Here is a 21199-nt window from a genome sequence, read left to right on the forward strand (position 1 = left end):
GGCCGGGCCGTTGCCCAAGGATCCCCCCGAGGCGCGGCTGAAGGACCTGACCCGCGGCAAGCAGCCGCGGTTCTTCGATGTCCAGGGCGTCGACGAACTGGTGTCCATTACGATGGGCCTCGCGCAGGAGCTCTGGGCGGTCAGGGAGCGCCTCGCGGCCGTCGAAGCGCTCGGCAAGTCGGGCGTCACCGCCGCGGCCGTGGAAACCTACGAGTTCAGCGACGAAGAGCGCGCCGCCCTGGACCGGGAGCGCAAGGAATTCATCGAGCGCATCTACTTCGTACTGCGGGAAGGCGAAGACTAGCGCTTCCGCCCGGTACTGACCTGCCGGCGGTTTTTCGTTATATTGCAATGGCTTTTCTGTCCAGGGGACAACCTATGAAAATTCGAATCGGCATGCTCGCCTGCGCGCTTGCACTGGTCGCGCCGGCGGCGCCGGCGCAGCAGGGCGCCGGCGAAATCGAGGAAGTCGTCGTAACGGCGCGCAAGCAGGAAGAACGGATCCAGGACGTGCCGCTCGCGATCAGAGCGTTCACGGCGGCCGAGATCAGCGAAAGGGGCCTGTCCGATGTCATGGACATCAGCCAGTTCACGCCCGGGTTCTCGTTCGAGAAACTGAACCGCTACGGCGTGCAGGGTGGAGGCAGCCGGCCGGTCATCCGCGGGCAGTCGCAGATCCTGGGCGGCGCCAACGCCTCGATCTTCGTTGACGGCGTGCTCTACAACGATTCGATTCTGTCGTTCCCGTTCGAAATAGTCGAGCGGGTGGAAGTGATCAAGGGGCCGCAGGCCGCGCTGTTCGGCCGCGCGACCTTCGCCGGGGCCATCAACCTGATCACCAAGACCGGGAGCAACGAGCCCGAAAACAAGTTCTCGCTGCGTGTGGCCGAACATGAAGAGGGCGAGATCAGCTTCCTGTCGCGCGGGGCCCTGGCCGAAGACACCGCCTTCTACATGGCCCATGTTCGCTACTACACCTACGGCGGCTTCTACCGCAACACGCTGGACAACCAGTTGGTGGGCGATGAGGAGTCGATCAACCTGAATCTGTCGCTGGAACTGCGTCCCTCCGACAGCTTTACCGCCCGCTTCAACCTGGGCTACGGCGAGGACGACGACGGAGCTGCCGCGGTAACCCTGCAGGACCGTACCTACAACAACTGTTTTCTGGAAATCGCGCGGCAGTATTACTGTGGAGAAGTGGCCGAACTGGAAAGCACCGAGCAGAACCTGGACCTGTTCGGCGACGATATCGGCCTCGACAAGACGGCCTGGCGCGCCTCGGCCCAGCTCGAGTGGGACCTGGGCGGGTTCACGGTCCGTTCCAACACGGGCTATTTCGGCGCCGATTCGACCTATGGTTACGACGTGGACATCACGTCCAACTCGACCGCATTGGGCGGAACGTTCAATCGGATCGCGGTCAGCGACCGCAGCGAGTGGTCCACAGAATTGCTGATCAGCACCGACCTGGCATCCGCAACGCGGGTGCTGGGCGGGGTGTACCTGTATCAGAGCCGCCGCGATTTTCGCGAGGACCGGCTGAACGGCCGCACGGTGGACCAGGGCGAGGCGCGCACCGACAACTGGGCCGTGTTCGGATCGGTCGCACAGGATTTTTCCGACACGGTCACCGGCACGCTGGAACTGCGCTATGCCTCGGACAAGATCGGCAACGACAATCCCCCGGCGCGCCCCACGCTGCCTCTGATCGAGAACACGTTCAAGACCTGGTCGCCGCGCGCCACGCTGGACTGGAAATACGCGGACGGCCGGATGATTTACGGCACGGTTGCGGTGGGCAACAAGCCGGGTTTCATCAATGCGAATCCCTTGCTGGATCCGTCGCTGCGGTTTGCCGAGGAAGAGGAGTCACTGAACTTTGAGGTGGGCACCAAGAACACGCTGAACGACGGCCGCACGACCCTGAACGTGGCCGTGTACTTCATCGACTGGACCAAGCAGCAACTCACGACGACCGGTTTGCTCAGCGATGGCCGCCCGGTGTCGTACGTGACAAATGCCGGCGAAACCGAGGGCAAGGGCCTGGAACTTGAGGTCGCGCATATCTTCAACGATCAGTTCACCGCCGGCTTCGGCTACGCGCTGAACGACGCCACGTTCACGGAGTTTGACGAGTTCTCGGAACAGGCCCGTTTCACCGGCGGCGATCCCTCCGTGGCCGGCAACCAGACGCCCAATGCCTCGAAGCACATGGCCAACGCCTTCGCCCGCTACGAATGGCCGGCGGGCGCCAATACCGCCTATGTTCGCGCCGACTACGCCTACGCCAGCCGCAAGTACGCGCAGATCTTCAATCATGCCCACAGCGGCGATCAGAACCTGATCAACCTGAAGCTGGGGCTGGATGTGGGCCAGTGGCAGCTGGGGCTGTTCGTGCGCAACCTGACGGACGACCGCACGCCTTCCACCGTGATCCGCTTCGTGGACTTCAAGAACATCCTGCCGCGCGGCGACAGCGCCCGCACGTCCGGTTTCGTGCGCGCGTTCCAGTATCCGCTGGCGGACCCGCGGCAGATCGGAGCGACCGCCACCTACATCTTCTGATCCCGGGAGCGAGGGCGCTTCGATTTCGCCCCTTTGTGTGCCTTCGTCTCGTGGGAGACGCCATCCTGGTTCGATTCTCGCTGTCCCTGCTCCAACGCTCCCTCGAGAGGGAGGCACACAAAGGGGCTACGGCGGGCGAGATCGGAGCGCCCGTATAACGGGGTCAGATGGGCAGGGTCATTCCCAGCCAGCGGCCGACGGAGAGCGCCGGGGTGAGCAGCATCCCGGGTGCGAAGGTGGAGCCGAGAGTGGCGCCGGAGCCCAGGACTTCGCCGGCGGCGTAGAGGCCCGGCACGGTCTCCTGGTTGCCGCGCACGACCTGGTGGGCATCGTTCACCGCCACGCCCGTTGACGACGTGGCCGAACTGCCCAGGTGGGTGATGGCGTAGAAGGGCGGCCGGGCGATGGGCTCGGGCAGATGCTCGCGCCCCAGCGGGTCCGCGCCGCTCGCGACCGCATCGTTGTAGTCGCGGACGGTTTGCGCAAGGCCGTCGGCGTCCACGTCGGCCGCCGCCGCAAGTTCATCGAGGCTGTCGGCGCGGGCGAACATGGGATGGTTCTCGCAATGCGCGAGAAACTCCTCCCGGCTGAACTGCGGCAGCCCGGGCGGCGCGCTGTTGAAGATGTTCTCGTCGAAGACGATCACGTAGCGCAGGCGCGGCAGCGCGAGCACGGCGCGGGCCCGCGGGCGCACCAGCGGTTCGTCCTCGCGAATGAAACGTTGCCCGGCATCATTGACCCAGATTTCCCAGGGCAGCCTCTGCTGCGGCACGGTCGCGAAACGCGCATAGACCTTGGCGGGGAACTTCGGCCCGGTGAGGATGGAGCCGGTACCCGCTCGATGAAGGTGCTGGCCCCGAAGCCAGCCGCCCACGGACACGGCCAGGTCCAGTCCGTCGCCCAGGGAATGCGGCCAGGAACCGGCCGCATAGGCGGGATGGCCGGTCAGCAGTTCGAACATGTCCGGGTTCATCGCGTAACCGCCGTTGGTAAGCAATATGTGGCGTCCCCGGAAGGTCCATTCCTCGTTGCCGCTCTCCGCCCGGACGCCTTCCACCGCGCCGGAATCGGACGTGAGCAGACCGGTCACGCGGGTACTCGTGCGGATGGCGATATTGCCCTGCGGCATTTCGCGGTCGAGTTCCTCCAGCACGACTTTCAGGATCGCCCTGCCGGCCTCCTCGGCCCAGAAATACCGCGGAACGCTGTAGCCTGCCCGGCCGGGCGCCGCGCCGGTCACAGGATGACCGGGAAGCGGAACCAGGCCCTGGTCGAGCAGCCAGTTCAGCGTATCCGGCGCGAGGTCCACGGTGCGCCTAACGATTTCCGGGTCCGCCTCGCCGAACGTGATCTCCATGATGTCCTCGAAGTGGCGGTCCGGCGAATCGACGATACCCTGATCGTCCTGCAGCCGGGTGCCGCCCGCGCTGACCTGTCCCATGGCCATGTTCAGCGTGCCGCCCAGCGTGTCCGCCGCTTCCAGCATCAGTACGCTGGCGCCGCGCCTCGAGGCGTGGATGGCGGCGGGCAGTCCGGCGGTACCCGCGCCCACGATGATGAAATCCCATCGCGATTCCAGCAGCGTTGCGGCCCGCACGGCCGGGATCGCCAGGGTCAGGCCGGCGCCCGCGCCTTTCAGCAGTTCTCGACGTTTCACAGCCCCGGAGTGTACATGCGGCGGCCCTGTTGCCGGGGACTTCCCGGGCGCCAGCGCGCCTGCGCGGCGAGCAGCTCGCTGGTGTATTCGTGCCGGGGCGAGTTCATGACCCTGGACGCGGGTCCCTGTTCGACGATCCTTCCGCGGCGCAGCACGATCACGCGGTCGCCGATCTCCGAGGCCAGGGTCAGATCGTGCGTGATCAGAAGAAGCGCCAGTTTGCGCTCTTCGCGTATGTCCCTGAGCAGCGCCAGGATCTGCGCCTGGGTGCGAATGTCCAGCGCGGAGAGCGCCTCGTCGGCAAGCAGCAGGCGCGGATTCATCGCCAGCGCGCGCGCCAGGGCGATTCGCTGGCGCTGCCCGCCGGAGAACGCCGCCGGGCGCCGGTTCATCCGCCGCGGATCCAGACCGACGCGGCTCAGCAGCGCGGCCACGCGGGCCTTCTGTTCCGGGCGGCTGCAAAGGCGGTGGGTCCGGATGGGTTCGGCGACGATGCGTTCCACGGGCCATCGGGGATTGAGACTGGAATAGGGGTCCTGGAACACCATTTGCAGGTGGCGCGCGCGCACCGCCGCGCTGGGCGGCTCGTCCCCGAGGGCCGGAAAACTCAGTTGACCGGGCGCTGCCCTGATGACGCCGGCGAGCGCGCGGGCGATCGTGGTCTTGCCCGATCCGGACTCCCCGACCAGGCACACGGTCTCGTTGGCGTGAACGGCGAAATCCACGTTCTCCACAGCCGCCTGCGCGGCGCCCCGGTAGCGGACCGTAAGCCCGCGCACGGCGGCCAGAGCCTCTCGCGATTGCGGGCGCCTGCCGCGCCTCGGTGCCGTTGCGCGCCTGCCCGGCAGCGCTTCCAGCAGCGAGCGGGTGTACTCGTGGCGGGGTTTCGAGAACAGCTCGCGGGCCGGCCCGTGTTCCACCACCCGTCCGCCGTGCATGACGTACAGGCGGTCGCAGAAGCCCGCGGCCAGCGCCAGGTCGTGGGTGATCATCAGCAGCGTATGTCGCCTTGCACGGCGCTTGAGCAGATCGAGGACCCGTGACTGCACCGCGGCGTCCAGCGCCGTCGTGGGCTCGTCGGCTATCAGCAGCGGCGGCCGGTTGATGAGCGCCAGCGCGATCATGATGCGCTGCCTCTGGCCGCCCGAGAACTGGTGAGGGAATGCGCGCAAGGCCGACTCCGGCTCGGGAAGTTCGACGGAACGCAGGGCTTCGATTGCTCTATTCCGCGCCTGTTTCCGGGACAACCCCGAATGGCGGACAGCGCTCTCGATCAGCGCGGAGCCGATCCGGCGGACCGGATTGAGGGACGCCGATGGGTCCTGAAACACGAACCCGGCGATCCGGCCGCGCAACGGCCTCAACGCCTCCTCGTCGAGTTGCGTCATTTCCTGGTCCCTGACGATTATCTTCCCGTCGGCGATGCGTCCGGGCGCGGGCACCAGGCCAAGTATGGACAGCGTCGCCAGCGTCTTGCCGGCGCCGGATTCGCCCACCAGGCCCACGATTTCTCCCTCGGCGGCATCCAGCGACACGTCGTGCAGCACCCTCCCGCCACGCGGAAAATCCACGCACAGTCCGCGTATTCGCAGCAGGGAAACGGATGCGTTCATCGCCGGGCGCGGTCCAGTGCGCTCAGACCGTCTCCCAGCAGGTGAATGGACACGACCAGCAGGGCGATGGCGGTGGCCGGCGCGGCCATGAGCCAGGGAGCGACGATCAGAAAGTCGCGCGATTCCTGCAGCAGCGCCCCCCAGGTGGGAACGCCCAGCGGCGCGCCCAGGCCCAGGAAGGACAGTGCGCTCTCCGCGACCAGCATGTCGGCGAAATGAAAGGTGAAGACAACCGCCAGCACCGGTCGGAGCCCCGGTAACAGGTGCCCCAGCAGAATGCGCGGAGTGCTCACCGCCATGATCCGGGCCGCCGTCACGTAGTCCTGGGCCAGCAGGCGCAGGCTCTCGGCATAGACCACGCGGGCGAACACGGGCCAGCTCAACAGCCCCAGCGTGATGCTGAGCGGCCAGAATCCCCGGCCGGCCACCGCAACGATGATGATCGCCGCCACCAGCCCCGGAAACGACAGCGTGGCGTCGACGAGCTGGTTGATGATCGTGCGGGGATAGCCCTGGTACTGCGCCGCGCACATGCCCAGCGTGCCGCCCAGCAGCAGCGCCAGGATGCAGGAAACGGTTGCGACGCCCACCGACCAGGGAAGACCCGACAGTACCCGCGACCAGAGGTCCCGGCCCAGGTTGTCGGTCCCCAGCAAATGGCCCGCCGTGCCCGCCGGAGAGAAGCGCTCGGTCAGGTCGCCCAACTGCGGGTCGTGCGTCTGCAGCAGCCCGCTCAGTGCGAGCAGCAGCACCCAGCCGACCAGCGCCGCGGCGCCGACGGCCAGCTGGGGCGACGCCCTGAGTAATGCCAGCAGGCGGTTCAGCAAACCGGTCATTGGGTTGCCGGTCTGAGCCTCGGGTCTATCAGGCGCAACAGGGCGTCCGCAAGTCCGTTGACCGCGAACACCAGCACCGCGACGACAAAGCAGATCGCCTGAAGCACCGGAAAGTCCAGGTTCTGGGCCGAGTACAGCAGCAACAGGCCGATGCCCGGCCACAGGAACAGGGTTTCGATCAGCACGACGCCGGACACCAGGAAGGCGAATTGGGTGCCGATCAGCGCCACGGCCGCCGGCAGGGCGGCCGGCAGCGCCTCCCGCCAGAGGATGAACCGCATCGAGGCGCCGTTGGCGCGGGCGGTTCTTATGTAGTCCTCCTGCATCGCCTCGGCAACGCCGGCGCTCACTACGCGGCACAGTTTCGGCGCGAGGAAGAAACCCAGTGAAATGCTCGGGAGGATCCACGCGGCCGGCTGGGAATATCCGAGCGAGGGCAGCCAGCCGAGCCGCACGACGAACAGCTGGATCAGGACCAGCGCCATGACGAAGCCGGGGATACCCTGCGCCACGGCAGTCAGCGCGGCGCCCAGTCGGCGCGAAGCGGCCTCGGGACGCTGGCCGATCCAGACGCCGGCCGGGATGGCCGTGACAAGGGTCAACCCCATGCTGAGCACCGCCATCAGCAGCGTGCCCGGCAGTTGTTCCAGCGCCATGTCCAGGGCCGGCTGGCCGGAGTAGATCGAGACGCCGAAGTCGAGCTGCGCCATGCGTCCGAGCTGGACCAGGTAGCGTTGCCAGGCCGGGAGGTCGAGGCCGTATTCGGCGCGAATCCGTTCAAGCAGCTCCGGCGTCGGGTCCTCGCCCGCCAGCATCAGGGCGGGATCGCCGGCCAGGCCAAGCGCTACGAACAGCAGCGCGTTTACGCCCAGCAACAGGATCAGCAGCCGCGCGGCGCGCTGGGCCAGGCCGGCAAACATCAGTCGGCCCGCTCTACCCGGTAGAGTTCCGGTGCGCGGGTACGCACGCGGAAGCCGCTCAAGCCCGGCGCGACCACCCACATATGGCCGTATTCCAGCAGCAGCAGGCTGGCGGCGCGCTCACGAAACTCGACAGCCAGTTCCTGCAGCAGGGCCTCCCTTCGCCCGGTGTCCATTTCGCGGCCCGCGGCAACGAGTCCCGCCCGGAGCGTTTCGTCGCAGAAGAACGGGCGGGTCTTCAGGCAGGAGTATTGCTCCATGGGACGAAGCGCATCGTTATGCGGCGCGGTGTTCCAGGCCATCGTAAACAGTTCGGTGCGCCATGCGCCCTGGAAGAACTGGCGGATCCAGTCGGAGAACAGCACCCTCCGGAATGCCATGTCAACGCCCACCGCCGCCAGGTCCTGCTGCAGCTTGGCGAAGATTTCCAGATCGTTGGGATAGGTGCCGGTCACGACCTGCACCGTCGTCGAGAAACCCTGCGGGTAGCCTGCCTCCGCGAGCAGCGCCCGGGCCTTCACCGGATCGTGGGGATAGGGATTGATCCGCGGGTTGTGGCCGAACACGTTGGGCGCCGATCCCTGGCTGGCCGGCGGCGCAAAGCCCTGAAGGATGTCTTCCGAGAGGGCCTTTCGGTCAATGGCGTAATTGAGCGCCTGGCGAACGCGCACGTCCGCGATCGGCGAGTCGGGGTGCCCGGTCACGTCGAAGGCGAAGGCCAGGATCTGACGCAGGATATCGGCGTGGACCGTAAACCCGCGGTCGCGGAAAATGTTCAGTTGCTCCGGGCGCAGGGACATGATGACGTCCAGTTGGCCGGAAAGGGCCGCCTGCAAACGGGAAGCGTGGTCGCGCAGGGGATACATCTCCACCCGTGAAATTCCTGGCGGCCGCCAGGCATACGGGTTGGCCGTGAGCACTACCGCGCCGTCGCGGTTCTGCCAGTCCGTGAGCAGGTAGGAACCCGTGCCCACCGGGGTGCGCGAAAATCCGTGCCGGCCCATTTCGCGCCAGGCCTGCGGCTCGACCATCATCGCGGAGGTCAGCCGGTTGGGCAGGACCGGGTCCGGCTCCCAGGTGGTGAAGATCAGCGTGCGCGCGTCGGGCGCCTCGACCTCGCTGACACGTCGCATTTCCCAGCCCACGACCGTCGCCCGGCCCTCGTCGCTGATCAGCCAGTCGAAAACCTCCTTGGCCGAGAAGGCGTTGAATGCCCGGCCGTTGGCGTAGCGCACGCCCTCGCGCAGCACGAAACGCCAGGTGTTGGGGCCCAGGTTCTCGAAACTCTCGGCCAGCAGCGGAACGATGCGTCCTTCATCGTCGCTTTCGGTGAGCGGGTCGAAGATCTGCCTCCAGACCCAGTCTCCCGGGACGCCCAGGGTCCGGAACGGATCGCCGTAGCTGGCCGGCATGAGCGTGATTGCGACGCGCAGCGGCGTCTCGTCCGCGCCTGCCCGCGGAGCGCTGCCGGCTCCCGCAATTGCAAGAATCACGCACGAACAGAGCGCGGTTCCGGCATGGCGTAACTTCAGGGCGTGCAAGATCGGGCGAGATTCCAGAAGGCGTGTCATCGTGCTGCGGCGGCCTGCCGGAAGGCACGGGCCGCGTCAGGCAATCGCCGCATGAGCGGCGTAGTCTATTATGGTATTTCGTCGATTTCGGGGAGGCGCGCCGATGCCGGAACCCTTGCGTGAAACCGTGCTGGAGCCGGGAACCGCGGCGGGCGTTTCGCGCCGCCGGTTTCTGGGCGCGGTCGCAGCGGGGTCGGCCGGAGCGCTTCTGGCCGGCGGGGCCCTCAGGGGCGAGGCGCGGGCATCGATAACAGCGATAGAACAAGCTCAGGCGGACGCGCTGGCGGAAGAGGATTTCTGGTCGAAAGTGCGCCGCGAGTTCCTGATCTCGGATGAACTGGCCTACATGAACAGCGGCACGCTGGGTCCGATGCCCAAGCCCGTGTATTACGCGGTGGTGGACGGCTACCGGGCGCTGGCCTCCGATCCGGGCCGCGAGAACGCGCGCCAGGTGGAGGCCCAGGACGATTTGCGGCAGGAACTGGCCGCCTTCGTCAACGCCGACCCCGGCGAGGTCGCGCTGACCCGGAATACGACCGAGGGCATGAGCTTTATCGCCAACGGTCTCGACCTCAAGCCCGGCGACGAGGTGCTGTGTACCTTTCATGAGCATCCCGGCGGGCTGGAGCCCTGGAAGATCAAGGCGAAACGTTTCGGCGTGGTCGTGAAGGAGCTGCCGTTTCCGATTCCGGCCTCGGACCCGGCGGAAATACTGAACCTGTTCGAGGACGCCATCACGCCCCGCACCCGCGTGATCAGCGTCAGCCACGTCACGTTTCCGACCGGCTGCATGCTGCCGGTGAGCCGGCTTGCAGCCCTGGCCCGGCCCCGCGGCATCCTGACGCTCGTCGATGGCGCGCACGCGATCGGGATGGTGGACCTGGACATGCACGAGATGGGCGTCGACTTTTATGCCTCCAGTCCCTACAAGTGGGCGGGCGCGCCGGTCGGGACGGGCTTTCTCTACATGCGGCGCGAGTCGCAGGACAGGGTCTGGCCGACGGTGGCGTCGATGGGCTGGGACGACGAGGAGGCCGGCGCCCGGCGCTACGACCGCCTGAGCCAGCGCGCCGGCCCGTTGCTGCTTGCAACCCTTGCGGCGCTCGAGTTTCAGAACGCCATCGGCCGCGGGCGCATAGAGGAACGCGTCCGGGCGCTGGCCGCCAGGCTGGGGGAAAGGCTCAGGGCGATTGCCGGAGTGACGCTGTATGCCTCGGAGAATCCCGAACTCTGCTGCGGGCTGACCGGATTCGCGCTGGAAGGCTTCGACCGGATAGAAGTCGTCGACACGCTCTGGCGGCGCAACCGCGTCTGGGTGCGGGAGACCGACTATGGCCTGAATACGGTGCGCGCCTCCACCCACCACTACAACACGGAAGACCAGGTGGACCGGCTGGCCGATGGAATACAACAAATCCTGACGGAGGGCACGATATGACGAAGCCCGATCCCTATCACATCGAACGTCGCGACTTTTTTGCCGGACTTGCCGGCGGAGCCACGTTTGCTCTGGGCGCCGCCATGCTGGGCGCCGAAACGGCGCAGGCCAACTGGGGGCTGATCGCTCCCGGACCGGTCCCGGGAGAGGGCTTCGACGGGCGCAGCCTGGTCAACAGGCCGCGCGCCTACGAAGTCATGGAGCAGGAGGGCGTGGACGGTATCGTCGCGCTCAACCCGGTCAACGTCTTCTACCTGGGCAACTACTTCTCGTACGAGGTGCAGAAGCTCAGGGCCATCCCCAGCTTTGCAGTAATGCCGCGCGACCCCGACAAGCCTTCTTTCCTGGTTGTGGCCTCCACCGACCTGTGGTTCATAGCGAACGCCGAACGGGAGTACCCCGAGATCATCCCGTACAGCGCGCCGGTGTCCTGGGAGAAGTACCGGGATCCGGAAACCTGGAACCAGCAGCCGGAATCGCGCGGCGGCATCCGCCGGCCGATTCGCGAAGAAAGCCTCACCGACATCGAACGGGGTTGGGTGGAAATGGAGCGTCGCTTCGAGAGCCGCAAGGCGGCCACGCCCGAGTGGGCGCTGGTTCGCGCGCTGGAAGAAGCGGGACTGGCGAAAGGCCGCGTCGCCGTGGACGACATGAGCATCGCCCACATTCTGTCCAGCCTGGGGCAGGACGGCATCACGTGCGTTCCCGGCGACAACACCTTCCGCAAGATCCGGATGATCAAGTCCGACGTGGAACTGGTGCATATGCGCGCCGCGGCGCGGGCCAACCAGGACGCCTGCATGGCGATGCTTCGGCAGGTCGAAGCGGGGATGACGAAGGCGGAGACGGACCAGCTTTTCCTTCAGGAAGCGGCCAAACGCGGCGCGAAGGCGATATGGATCGCGATGGGCACGATCGGCGGATTCGCCGACGGCGAGGTCGTGCCGGGTCGTCCGATGATGGTCGACGCGGTCTGCCAGATCAACTACTACCACGGCGACTTCGGCCGCACCTGGTGCCTGGGCGAGCCTCGCAAGGACGTCCTGGACCGGGTGGGCATCATCCGCAAGGGTTACGAGGCGGCGCTGGACGTGATTCGTCCGGGCCTGAAATACTCGGAACTGCGGGCGCACGCGGGCGAGGCCATGAACAAGGCGAACGCCGCGCTGGCCAAGGCCACCTTCGGCGCCTCGCCGCATTCTGTCGGACTGCAGCACACGGATCAGCCCTACCGCGACGGTTTGCCGTTCATGGTTGCGGACGATCTGACGTTTCGCGAGAACATGACGCTGACCATCGACATGCCGTCTCTGGAGATCGGCTGGGGCGGCGCGCACCTTGAAGATCTGATCGTCGTTACGAAGGACGGTTTCGAGCCGCTTGCGACTATGGACGACCCGCTGGTCGTGATTTAGGTGCTTCCTCGCCCTTCTTTCGTCCCCCTCCTCGTGGGAAGCGCCATCCTGGCTCGATTCTCGCTGTCCTGCTTCAACGTTCCCACGAGGAGGGGGACGAAAGAAGGGCTTTAGCTGGCGCCCCTCAATCCCACGAATCAGCCCCGGGAGTTGCCTTCCTGCCGGCGCACAATTTCGGTGAGAGTGCGGAAATCGATCTTGCCGCTTCCCATCACGGGCAACTCCTCCACCACCACGTATTGTTTCGGCAGTGCCAGATTGGGCAGTTGTTCTGCGAGTCTCCCGGCCACATCCCGTTCGTCGATCGGCTTGTTGGTGACGGCAATGATTCGTGAACCCCGCCTGGCATCGGGCAGTTCCACGGCGCAACACGCCACGTCTTCCCCGATCACCGAATCGAGTGTTTCCTCCACGTTCACCAGCGAGATCATCTCGCCGCCTATCTTGGCGAATCGCTTGAGACGGCCCTTGTGCCACAGATAACCGTCCTCATCGAGAACCCCGAGATCGCCGGTGTCATACCAGCCTGACTTCAGTCGCAGATGGGACTCCGCCATGTCATTCAGGTAACCGGACATGACCCCTTCGCCCTTCACCATGATCTTGCCGGTCTCGCCGGGCGCGCAGTCCTCCCCGCTGTCGATATTCTCGATTCGCACGCGGGTGCCCGGTATCGGCACGCCAATGCTGCCGGGGCGATTTCCGTCCCTCGGGTTCACCGAGATAACGGGTGAAGTCTCGGTGGTGCCGTAACCTTCGAGAATCTCCAGCTTGTGCTTGTCGCGGTAGAGTTGCCTGAGGGAATCGGGACATTTGTCGGCGCCCGCAACAGCCAGTTCCACACTGGCGAAATCTCCCGGCCGGGACTGTCTTGCATAGCCTTCCAGAAAAAATGGAGTGCCGACAAGCAGCTGGGGTTTTTCTTCCTTGATGAGCCGGGCGATGACCTTGAAATCAAGAGGGTTGGGGTAGGTAATGGACGTCATTCCCAGACACAGGGGAGTCCAGAGATGGATCGTCAGGCCGAACACGTGAAAGCACGGAAGCACGGCCAGCATCCGATCCATCCCGTGGAGGTCCATCATGTCGGAGAAGGAATCTATATTGGACAAGATGTTTCGCTGAGTGAGCTGGACGCCCTTTGGGTCTTTCTCGCTGCCGCTCGTGAACAGTATTACGGCGGGACTGTCCAGGTTACCGCTGCCTGCAATGCGCTTCAGGCGTTCCAGCGGCAGCCTGGACTTGAGGTAGGCCAGCAGCTTTTCACGGCGCCCCAGTCCGGCCATGATGTCCTCCATGAACACCATGCCCGGCAGTTCCTCGCAGCCGATCCGTTCCAGCAATGCGCGGGCCGTGATGATGGTCCGGAAATCACATTGGGCTTGCGCATACTCGCAGTTTTTCGCAGCGCCGGTCGAGTAGTTGATCATGACGGGTGTCAACCCGCCCATCAGCGCACCCACGACAGCCAGGGCGCTACCCGAAGAGGTGGGCAACAGGATGCCGATGCGGCCTCGCTCCAGTTTTTGGAAGCGCCGCGCCAGAATAAGCGCGCCGAGAAGGGCCTGTGAGTAGGTCACATCCCGATGGGTGGCCTTGTCCCGGATGGCTACCTTTTTCGGGTGTTTCCTGGCCGTCTCGATGAATCGGTGTTGCAGCATGTCCGGAGTGTAATCCAGCGGGAATTGCGCTGGAATAAGCGCTGCTGTCGGAAAGGTGGGCAGACGGGCCGTAACCGTCTATAATCGCGCGCCGTCAAGGGTTGGAGTTGTTCGTGTCCATTGGTGTCTTCGAGGCCGCGCGGCCGGTAATAAAAGGGTTGATTATTGCCGTGCTGGCGATCATCGGCGCCTACATCGGACATTGGGCGCACGGCGCCATACTGAACGACTACACACCCCTCCAGCCGATCGAATTCAGCCACGAGGTGCACGCCGGCGAAAACGAGATTTCCTGCGAGTACTGCCATTCCTGGGCGGGCCGCTCGGCAACGGCCGGCGTGCCCAGCGTCGAGACCTGCGTAGGCTGCCACAAAGGCCTCACCGAGGTTCGCGACACGCCCGAGGTCGTGAAGCTCTTCGACTACTGGGAGCGCGGGGAAGGCATCCCCTGGGTCAAGATCCACGACACTCCGGATTTCGTTCATTTCCGCCACAAGCCGCATATCCGCGGCGGCGTCGAATGCCAGACCTGCCACGGACCGGTGGAGGAAATGGCCCGCGTTACGCGGCGCGTCGATCTGAACGAGAACCTTCGCATGCCCTGGTGCATCGATTGCCACACCGAGGAAGACGTGGCCAATGGCCGCGACTGCCTCACCTGCCACTACTGACGCCATGCTGAGCCGCAGGGACATATTCAAGTACCTGGCCGGCGGCGGCGTCGGCGTCGGGACCGGCCTTCTGCTGGGCGAAGTGAACCAGCGACCGCTGGAAACGCTGCTTTCGACGCATATTCCGCCCGAGGATTTCTCCCCGGGCATGGACACCTGGTACAACACCCTGTGCCGCATGTGCCCGGCGGGCTGCGGCATTTCGGTGCGGGTGCGCGAAGGCCGGGCCAAGAAGATCGAGGGCAACCCCGGCCATCCGGTCAACCGCGGCGGTACCTGCGCGCTGGGTCAGGCCAGTCTCAACGCCCTCTACAACCCCGACCGGCTGCGCTCGCCGATGCGGTCCGACGGTGAAGGCGGTTTTGTGGAATCTTCCTGGGACGAGGCCCTTGAGGCCATTGCGCCGCGCCTGGGGGCCATGCAGTCCGCGGGAATGGGTGGCCGGACCTGGATTCTGACCGGCGGCTCTCTCAGTTCCGGTGAAGAGGCGCTGGACAAGTTCGGCGAAGCATTGGGCGCGAACATACTGCGTCTCGGTCTGGATACGCCGGCCACTGAGCTGGCGGCCGCGAAGGCGATCTACGGCTTCAACGGCCTTCCGCACTACGATATTGCGAAGGCCGACCTGGTCGTTTCCTTCGGCGCCGACTTTCTCGGCGCCTGGCGCTCGCCGGTGGGTTATTCGAAAGCCTACGGCGAGTTTCGCGAGGGCGGCGGCGGCCATCGAGGATACCTCGTGCAGGTTGAATCGCGCATGTCGCTGACCGGCGTCAATGCCGACGAATGGCTGCCCGCGCGGCCGGGCACCGAAGGCGCACTGGCGCTGGCGCTCGCCGCGGAGTTGCTTGGCCGGTCCGGTCCGGATGCCGCACCGGCCGGCTGGGAAGACCTTCCCGGCGCCTTGAGCCTCGATGAGGCCGCCGCGCTGGCGGACCTGCCCGCCGAACGGTTGCACGCGCTGGCGGAGCGGCTGGCGTCCGCGAAGACGCCCCTGGTCCTGGGTGGCGGTGCGGCGGGAGCCGGAGCGAATGCGACCGAAACGCTGACCTGCGTGGCGGCGCTGAACCGGGTTCTGGGCGCCGCCGGGACGACCGTCAGGCCCAACCTGGCCCACGCGCCCCGCTATTCCGCGTTGAGCGAAATCGAGGAGTTCGTGGCCGGCGCGGCCAACGGCGAAGTGTCGCTGGTCATCGTGGCGGGCGTGGATCCGCTGCACGATCTGCCGGACTCCCTGGGTTTGCGCGGCGCCCTGGACCGGGCCGAACTGGTCGTGGCGCTGGACAGCTTTCCCAGCGATACGGCCAGCGCGGCGGACTGGATCCTCGCTACGGACACCTTTTTCGAGACCTGGGACGACGACATTTCACTTCCCGGAACCGGGAAGCTGTCGGTCACGTTGCAGCAGCCGGTGCAGAAGCGCCTGTATGACACGCTGTCGGTCACCGATATCGTTCTCAGGCTCGCGCAACGGTCCGGCGGCGCGCTGGCCGAAGCTCTTCCTCATGAAGATGCGGAGGCCTATACCCGCTCCGAGTGGGCGACCGCATGGACCAACCTTGGCATTCAGGACGATTTCGACGCCGGTTTCCGGCAGGTGCAGCAGCAGGGTGTCTGGGTCGCCGACCTGGCGGAGGGGATGGCCGATCAGTTCTCGGCCGAGGCGGCGGCCCCCGCGGCGCCTCCTGAACCCCAGTTTGCGGGGGATGCGTCCGAGTATCCGTTCGTGCTTCACCCCTTTCAGACGCCGGGATTGCGCGAGGGCAAGGGCGCCCGGTTGCCCTGGATACAGGAACTGCCCGACCCGCAGACCAGCGTTGCCTACGGAAGCTGGGTGGAAGTGAACCCGGCGACCGCGGACGGGCTGGACTTGAGGGACGGCGACGTCGTGGAAGTGAGTTCGCAGGCCGGAACGGTGACCGCGCCGGTGCTGCGGTATCCGGGCGTGCGTCCCGACGTGATCGCGATGCCGCTGGGGCAGGGGCACCAGGCCAACGGGCGTTACGCGCAGGGGCGCGGTGTAAATCCGGCCTCGCTGCTCGCGGCCCGTGGCGACGACATCACGGGGGCGCTGGCCTGGGCCGCCACCCGCGTGGCGCTGCGCAAGACCGGCGAGCGCGTGCGCATGACGAAGACCAGCGGCGTCAGCCGTACGCTGGGCAGGCAGATTCTCGGACCGGCCGACGAGCACTAGGACGATGAGCACGATAAGGGACAAACTGCGCGAGTACCGCATCGACGGCTACTACACGGAATTCGAATACCACTGGACCATGGCCGTGGACCTTGACCGCTGCACCGGCTGCGAGGCCTGCGTGGTGGCCTGCCAGGCGGAGAACAACCTGCCCATCGTGGGCGAAAAGCTCATGCGGCAGGGCCGCGAAATGAAGTGGCTGCGCATCGAGCGCTACTGGGACGGTGAATATCCGAATGCGCGGCTGAACTTCATCCCGATGCTGTGCCAGCACTGCGACGAGGCGCCCTGCGAAATCGCCTGCCCGGTGTTCGCGACCTATCACAACCAGGACGGCCTCAACGCGCAGGTCTACAACCGCTGCATCGGGACCCGCACCTGCGCCGTCTACTGTCCCTACGAGGTGCGGTTCTTCAACTGGTTCACCTACACCTGGGACGAGCCGCTGGAGCAGCAGCTCAACCCGGACGTGACCGTGCGCGAGAAGGGCGTGATGGAAAAGTGCACGTTCTGCGTGCAGCGCATCAACCGCGCAAAGGACCTGGCGCGCGACGAGGACCGCCGCGTGGCCGACGGCGAGGCCCAGCCGGCCTGCGCCCAGGCCTGCCCGACCGACGCGATCGTGTTCGGCGACCGTAACGATCCCGACAGCGCCGTTTCGCGCAAGCTCGAGGACCCGCGGGCCTACGCGGTGCTCGAGGAACTGAATACCCATCCCAGCGTCGTCTATCTCAAGAACGCGCGCGCGCCGCTGGCGGGCGGCGCCGATGACGACCATCACGGCGACGAATCCGACAGCCACGCCGCAAACCCGGTCATGTGGTCGGAAGAATCGAGTGAGGCGGTGGCCTGACCATGTCCGCCACCCGGGAACTCATGTTCGACCACGGCCAGCCGAGTTACTCGGAGGTCAACAACGACGTCATCAACGCGCTGACCACCACCACCTGGCGCTACTGGGTGACACTGGGCATATCCGCCGGGACGGCCTTGCTGTTCTTTGTCGCGCCGTGGATCTACCAGATCATCGTGGGCGTGGGCGCCGCGGGCATGAACCGCAACGCGATGTGGGGCACCTACCTGTCCAACTTCATCTTCTGGATCGGACTGAGCCATTCGGGAACGCTGCTGTCCGCGGTGCTGCACATCACCCAGTCGGACTGGCGCAAGTCGATCTATCGAAGCGCGGAGGCGATGACGCTGTTCTCGCTGATGACCGCGGCCATGTTCGTGATGGTGCACGTGGGACGGGTGTGGTTCGTGCACTGGACCTTCCCCTTCCCCAACCCGATGGAGTTGTGGCCGAACTTCCGCTCGCCGCTGATGTTCGACGTGATGGCGATCCTGACCTACCTAACGGCCAGCAGCGTGTTCATCTACATGGGATCGCTGCCGGACTTTGCCGCGGTGCGCGACCGCTCCACCGGGCTGCGCCGCAGGATTTACGCGGTCATGTGCTTCGGCTGGCGCGGAACGGCGCATGAATGGCACACGCTGGGCTGGGCCTACACCTTCTTCGCCGTGCTCGTGATTCCGCTGGCGGTATCGGTGCACTCGATCGTGTCCTGGGACTTTGCGATGTCCACGGTTCCGGGCCTGCATCACACCATTTTTGCGCCTTATTTCGTCTGCGGGGCGATCTATTCGGGCACGGCGGGGATCGTGACCGTAATGTGGATGCTGCGGAAATTCATGGGTTTCGGCCGCTACATCGGTCAGTTGCACATCGACAACCTCTCCAAGCTGCTGCTGGTGCTTTCGCTCATCTGGACGTACATCAACATCTGCGAGAACTTCAGCGGCTGGTACAGCGGCACGAGCTTCGAATACGAAGCGATCCTCTACCGGATCTGGGAAGGCCCGTTCTGGTGGCTGTACTGGGAGATGATCCTGTTCTGCGCCGTGGTCCCGCTGGTGCTGTTCTCGCGCCGCATCCGGACCAACTGGAACCTGATGCTGGTGATCTCCATCCTGATCAACATCGGCATGCTCACGGAGCGCTTCGTCATCGTGGCCAGTTCGCTGCCGCGCAAGTTCCTGCCCGACGTGTTCGGAACCTACTTCCCGAGCCTGGTCGAGATTTCCATTACGGTCGGCTCGTTTGCCATCTTCACGACGCTGTTCCTGCTGTTCGTGAAGATATTCCCGGCCGTTTCCATCTACGAGGTCAAGGAAACGCTCAATCCGTTGCGCAAGAGGGAGGCCCATACATGACGCTGCTGGCCTCATTCGCGCACGAAGACGCCGCGCTGGACGCCGCCCGGGCCCTGCGCGAAAAGGGCGTTGCCGGAGTGGACCTGTATTCTCCCATCCCACTGCACGGGGCCGAGGAAGCTCTGGGACTGGGCAAGTCCCTGGTGCGGGTGTTCACGCTGCTTGGGGGCATCCTGGGCGCGATCGGCGGATTTACGCTGTGCGTATGGACCGCCACGCGCTTCATCCTGCCGACCGCGGGCCGGCCCGTGATCACGCTGCCGCCGTACCTGCTGATCACCTACGAGAGCACGATCCTGCTGGGCACGCTGATGACGCTGCTGGGTTTCTTCGTGGTGGCGCGCTTGCCGGCGTGGAGGGACCGCACGTATCGCGCTTCCAGCAATGTGGACCGCTTCGTGATTTCGGTGGCCGGCGCCGACGCAGCCGAGGCCGAGGACATTCTGCGGGCCGCGGGCGCCGAGTCGATCGAGCGGGAGGATGCATCGTGACGAGTGCCATTCCCTCGCCTTTCTCACACCGAAGCTCTTGTGGAGACGCCATCCCTGGCTCGGTTCCGCCATCCCTGGCTCCAACGCTCCTCAAGAGCTTCGGTGTAAGAAAGGCTTCCGTGAGTGCGGTCGTGATGTTGTGCGGCGCGCTCGCGTTGCCGGGCGGGCTGCGTGCGTTGCCGTGGAATGACGACATGAAGGACCAGGTGAGCGTCAAGACTCAGGAAACGACGGTGGAGCTGCCGGCGGAATCCGTTCCTGCGGACGGCGGCGAGCTGGACGGGCCGGCCGACCTGGCGGAGCTGGTGCGCGCGCGTCTGAAGGCCGGAGAGCAACTGAGCAATCCGCTCGCCGCGGAAGATGCGGACGACGGCCGCGCGGTGGAGATGTACGACATCTACTGCCGCGTCTGCCACGGCGTCGCGGGTGCCGGAGACGGCAGCGTGGGGCTCAAGTACAACCCGCAGCCCATGGATCTCACCTTGCCCTACGTGCAGCAGCAGACCGACGGCCAGCTCTACTACACGATCACGCACGGCGGCGTGATCATGCCCAGCTACCGGTTTGCGATGTCGAGTGAAGACCGCTGGCGCATCGTGCAGTATCTGCGCACCGGCCTGCTTGAGGAAGCCGCGAAAGTGGCGGACGCTGCCGAGCCCGAGTCCGGCGGCGAGACGGCGGCCGAATGAGCGTCAACGGCGGCACGGGTGCGCTGGGCGCGAAGGCGTTCCTGGCGACGATCGGTTTTCTCGCGGGCATTGCGGCCGTTTCCTTCGCGCTGCTCTGGATGGACGGCGCCGACAGCGATTTTCCTTGGGGATTCGCGCTGGTCATGTGGATGTTCGTGCTGGGACTGAGCCAGGCGGGCATCTGTTTTACCGCGGTCATGCGCCTGTGCAAGGCGGAATTTTCCGGGGTCTTTTACCGCCTCGGCGAAGTGATGACGCTGGCGTTCCTGCCGTTCGCCTTCATCGGCTTCGCCCTGATCTTCTCCTGCGGGCGCGAGTCCCTGTTTTACTGGCTGCAGGAAGGTGACCACGGACACCTGAGTCCGTGGCTGAACGAGAACCTGCTGCTGTGGCGCAACCTCGTGGCGCTGGCGGCCTTCTACGGCCTGTCCGTGCTGTATTTCCTCTGGGGCCTGCTGCCGGACGTTCGCGGCGAAATGGCCGAAAGCGGCAATCCCGTGTGTCGAGCCTGCTGGCGGTGGCTGGCGTCCTGGCGCGGGCGGGTAAGCCTGTTCACGCTGCAGCGGCGCCTGTATTTCTCGTCCTTCTTCATCCTCTTTTTCTACGTCATGTCGAACTCCTTCATCGCCTGGGACTTCGGGATGACGCTGATCTCGCACTACCACAGCAGCGTTTACCCCCTCTACTACATCCAGGGCATCAACCTGGCCGGGTCGGCGGCCATCCTCCTGATGAGCGCAGTTCTGTGGCGTAGCGAGGGCCTGAAGGATTGGTTCGACCCGGGCCGTCTCAAGCAGATGGGCATCCTGATCACGTCGTTCAGCCTGTTGTGGCTCTACATGTTCTGGGCCCAGTTCTTCGTTTCCTGGTTCGGCAACCTCGATTACGAGTACGGGGTGGTATCGCTCCAGATGTACGGGCACTACCAGCCGTTTTTCTGGGTCATGGTCAGCTGCATGTTCTTTGCCCCGCTGCTGTGCGGTATCGCCGCCTGGGTCAAGCGCACCTGGCCGGCCATGCTGGTGCTTTCCGGGTTGATCGTGGTGGGTTTCTGGATCAACCGCTATCTCAACGTCCTGCCGATACTGGAACCGGCGCATGTGCCGTTCGCCGACGTCAGGGAGTGGCTGATTGTGATTTCGGCGCTGGCCTCCTGGTTCTTCCTGGTCCTGGTGATGTTCCGCAGCATGCCGATGATCTCCGCCTGGCAGATCAGTCACTACGCGACTGAAGAGCAACTCGAAGCCGCCTCCTAGGGCGGGAG

The 21199-nt window shown here is 65.4% G+C and carries 17 protein-coding genes; 11 read left to right on the plus strand and 6 right to left on the minus strand.

Annotated features, from left to right (window positions below):
- Positions 1–10 precede the first annotated feature (10 nt).
- Positions 11–304, plus strand: coding sequence for a hypothetical protein (locus tag F4036_11920; protein ID MYK38447.1), 294 nt, complete (start codon positions 11–13; stop codon positions 302–304).
- 47 nt (positions 305–351) lie between these two features.
- Positions 352–2568, plus strand: coding sequence for a TonB-dependent receptor (locus tag F4036_11925; protein MYK38448.1), 2217 nt, complete (start codon positions 352–354; stop codon positions 2566–2568).
- Positions 2569–2731: 163 nt separating this feature from the next.
- Here the strand turns inward: F4036_11925 and F4036_11930 are convergent, their stop codons facing one another.
- The 5 genes from F4036_11930 to F4036_11950 are packed head-to-tail and all read right to left on the minus strand — an operon-like array spanning position 2732 to position 9165.
- Entirely contained in the window at positions 2732–4687 is a 1956-nt protein-coding gene (locus F4036_11930) for an FAD-dependent oxidoreductase (protein ID MYK38449.1), read from the minus strand.
- Positions 4222–5838, minus strand: a complete 1617-nt coding sequence (locus tag F4036_11935) for an ABC transporter ATP-binding protein (GenBank protein ID MYK38450.1) — start codon at positions 5836–5838, stop codon at positions 4222–4224. The genes F4036_11930 and F4036_11935 overlap by 466 nt, the downstream gene beginning before the upstream one ends.
- Complete coding sequence (locus F4036_11940; protein MYK38451.1) at positions 5835–6674, minus strand: ABC transporter permease; 840 nt, start codon at positions 6672–6674, stop codon at positions 5835–5837. Before F4036_11940 ends, F4036_11935 begins: the two co-directional genes overlap by 4 nt.
- Complete coding sequence (locus tag F4036_11945; protein MYK38452.1) at positions 6671–7594, minus strand: ABC transporter permease; 924 nt, start codon at positions 7592–7594, stop codon at positions 6671–6673. Before F4036_11945 ends, F4036_11940 begins: the two co-directional genes overlap by 4 nt.
- Positions 7594–9165: a hypothetical protein gene (locus F4036_11950; GenBank protein ID MYK38453.1), complete on the minus strand. Its 1572-nt coding sequence runs from the start codon at positions 9163–9165 to the stop codon at positions 7594–7596. The genes F4036_11945 and F4036_11950 overlap by 1 nt, the downstream gene beginning before the upstream one ends.
- Positions 9166–9235: 70 nt before the next feature.
- On the opposite strand from F4036_11950, the gene F4036_11955 reads away from it, so the two are divergent.
- Positions 9236–10603 (plus strand): aminotransferase class V-fold PLP-dependent enzyme, encoded by a 1368-nt coding sequence (locus F4036_11955; protein MYK38454.1) that lies wholly within the window; start codon positions 9236–9238, stop codon positions 10601–10603.
- Entirely contained in the window at positions 10600–12018 is a 1419-nt protein-coding gene (locus tag F4036_11960; GenBank protein ID MYK38455.1) for a M24 family metallopeptidase, read from the plus strand. Before F4036_11955 ends, F4036_11960 begins: the two co-directional genes overlap by 4 nt.
- A gap of 137 nt (positions 12019–12155) precedes the next feature.
- On the opposite strand, the gene F4036_11965 is transcribed toward F4036_11960, so the two are convergent.
- Positions 12156–13679 carry an AMP-binding protein gene (locus tag F4036_11965; protein ID MYK38456.1) on the minus strand — a complete coding sequence of 508 codons (1524 nt, stop codon included), beginning with the start codon at positions 13677–13679 and terminating at the stop codon, positions 12156–12158.
- A gap of 80 nt (positions 13680–13759) precedes the next feature.
- Here F4036_11965 and F4036_11970 point away from each other — a divergent pair, with 80 nt between their 5' ends.
- The 7 genes from F4036_11970 to F4036_12000 all read left to right on the plus strand — a co-directional run bounded on the left by F4036_11970 (position 13760) and on the right by F4036_12000 (position 21191).
- The gene (locus F4036_11970) at positions 13760–14350 is read left to right on the plus strand and encodes a cytochrome c3 family protein (GenBank protein MYK38457.1); all 591 of its coding nucleotides are present in this window, start codon (positions 13760–13762) and stop codon (positions 14348–14350) included.
- Positions 14319–16541, plus strand: a complete 2223-nt coding sequence (locus F4036_11975) for a molybdopterin-dependent oxidoreductase (protein ID MYK38458.1) — start codon at positions 14319–14321, stop codon at positions 16539–16541. The genes F4036_11970 and F4036_11975 overlap by 32 nt, the downstream gene beginning before the upstream one ends.
- A 4-nt stretch (positions 16542–16545) precedes the next feature.
- The gene (locus F4036_11980; protein MYK38459.1) at positions 16546–17394 is read left to right on the plus strand and encodes a 4Fe-4S dicluster domain-containing protein; all 849 of its coding nucleotides are present in this window, start codon (positions 16546–16548) and stop codon (positions 17392–17394) included.
- Positions 17395–17396: 2 nt separating this feature from the next.
- On the plus strand, positions 17397–18755 hold the full coding sequence (locus F4036_11985; protein MYK38460.1) for a hypothetical protein: 1359 nt from the start codon (positions 17397–17399) through the stop codon (positions 18753–18755).
- Positions 18752–19246, plus strand: coding sequence for a DUF3341 domain-containing protein (locus F4036_11990; protein ID MYK38461.1), 495 nt, complete (start codon positions 18752–18754; stop codon positions 19244–19246). The genes F4036_11985 and F4036_11990 overlap by 4 nt, the downstream gene beginning before the upstream one ends.
- Before the next feature lie 119 nt (positions 19247–19365).
- On the plus strand, positions 19366–19935 hold the full coding sequence (locus F4036_11995) for a cytochrome c (GenBank protein ID MYK38462.1): 570 nt from the start codon (positions 19366–19368) through the stop codon (positions 19933–19935).
- Positions 19932–21191, plus strand: a complete 1260-nt coding sequence (locus F4036_12000) for a hypothetical protein (protein MYK38463.1) — start codon at positions 19932–19934, stop codon at positions 21189–21191. Before F4036_11995 ends, F4036_12000 begins: the two co-directional genes overlap by 4 nt.
- Positions 21192–21199 lie beyond the last annotated feature (8 nt).

It is taken from the genome of Gammaproteobacteria bacterium, assembly GCA_009845905.1.
GTDB lineage: Bacteria > Pseudomonadota > Gammaproteobacteria > Steroidobacterales > Foliamicaceae > Foliamicus.

Excerpts from the sequence above, each read along its gene's own strand:
- F4036_11925 (MYK38448.1), top strand. The coding sequence starts at position 352 with ATGGCTTTTCTGTCCAGGGGACAACCTATGAAAATTCGAATCGGCATG.
- F4036_11935 (MYK38450.1), bottom strand. The coding sequence starts at position 5,838 with ATGAACGCATCCGTTTCCCTGCTGCGAATACGCGGACTGTGCGTGGAT.
- F4036_11940 (MYK38451.1), bottom strand. The coding sequence starts at position 6,674 with ATGACCGGTTTGCTGAACCGCCTGCTGGCATTACTCAGGGCGTCGCCC.
- F4036_11945 (MYK38452.1), bottom strand. The coding sequence starts at position 7,594 with ATGTTTGCCGGCCTGGCCCAGCGCGCCGCGCGGCTGCTGATCCTGTTG.
- F4036_11950 (MYK38453.1), bottom strand. The coding sequence starts at position 9,165 with ATGACACGCCTTCTGGAATCTCGCCCGATCTTGCACGCCCTGAAGTTA.
- F4036_11955 (MYK38454.1), top strand. The coding sequence starts at position 9,236 with ATGGTATTTCGTCGATTTCGGGGAGGCGCGCCGATGCCGGAACCCTTG.
- F4036_11960 (MYK38455.1), top strand. The coding sequence starts at position 10,600 with ATGACGAAGCCCGATCCCTATCACATCGAACGTCGCGACTTTTTTGCC.
- F4036_11965 (MYK38456.1), bottom strand. The coding sequence starts at position 13,679 with ATGCTGCAACACCGATTCATCGAGACGGCCAGGAAACACCCGAAAAAG.
- F4036_11975 (MYK38458.1), top strand. The coding sequence starts at position 14,319 with ATGGCCGCGACTGCCTCACCTGCCACTACTGACGCCATGCTGAGCCGC.
- F4036_11980 (MYK38459.1), top strand. The coding sequence starts at position 16,546 with ATGAGCACGATAAGGGACAAACTGCGCGAGTACCGCATCGACGGCTAC.
- F4036_11985 (MYK38460.1), top strand. The coding sequence starts at position 17,397 with ATGTCCGCCACCCGGGAACTCATGTTCGACCACGGCCAGCCGAGTTAC.
- F4036_11990 (MYK38461.1), top strand. The coding sequence starts at position 18,752 with ATGACGCTGCTGGCCTCATTCGCGCACGAAGACGCCGCGCTGGACGCC.
- F4036_12000 (MYK38463.1), top strand. The coding sequence starts at position 19,932 with ATGAGCGTCAACGGCGGCACGGGTGCGCTGGGCGCGAAGGCGTTCCTG.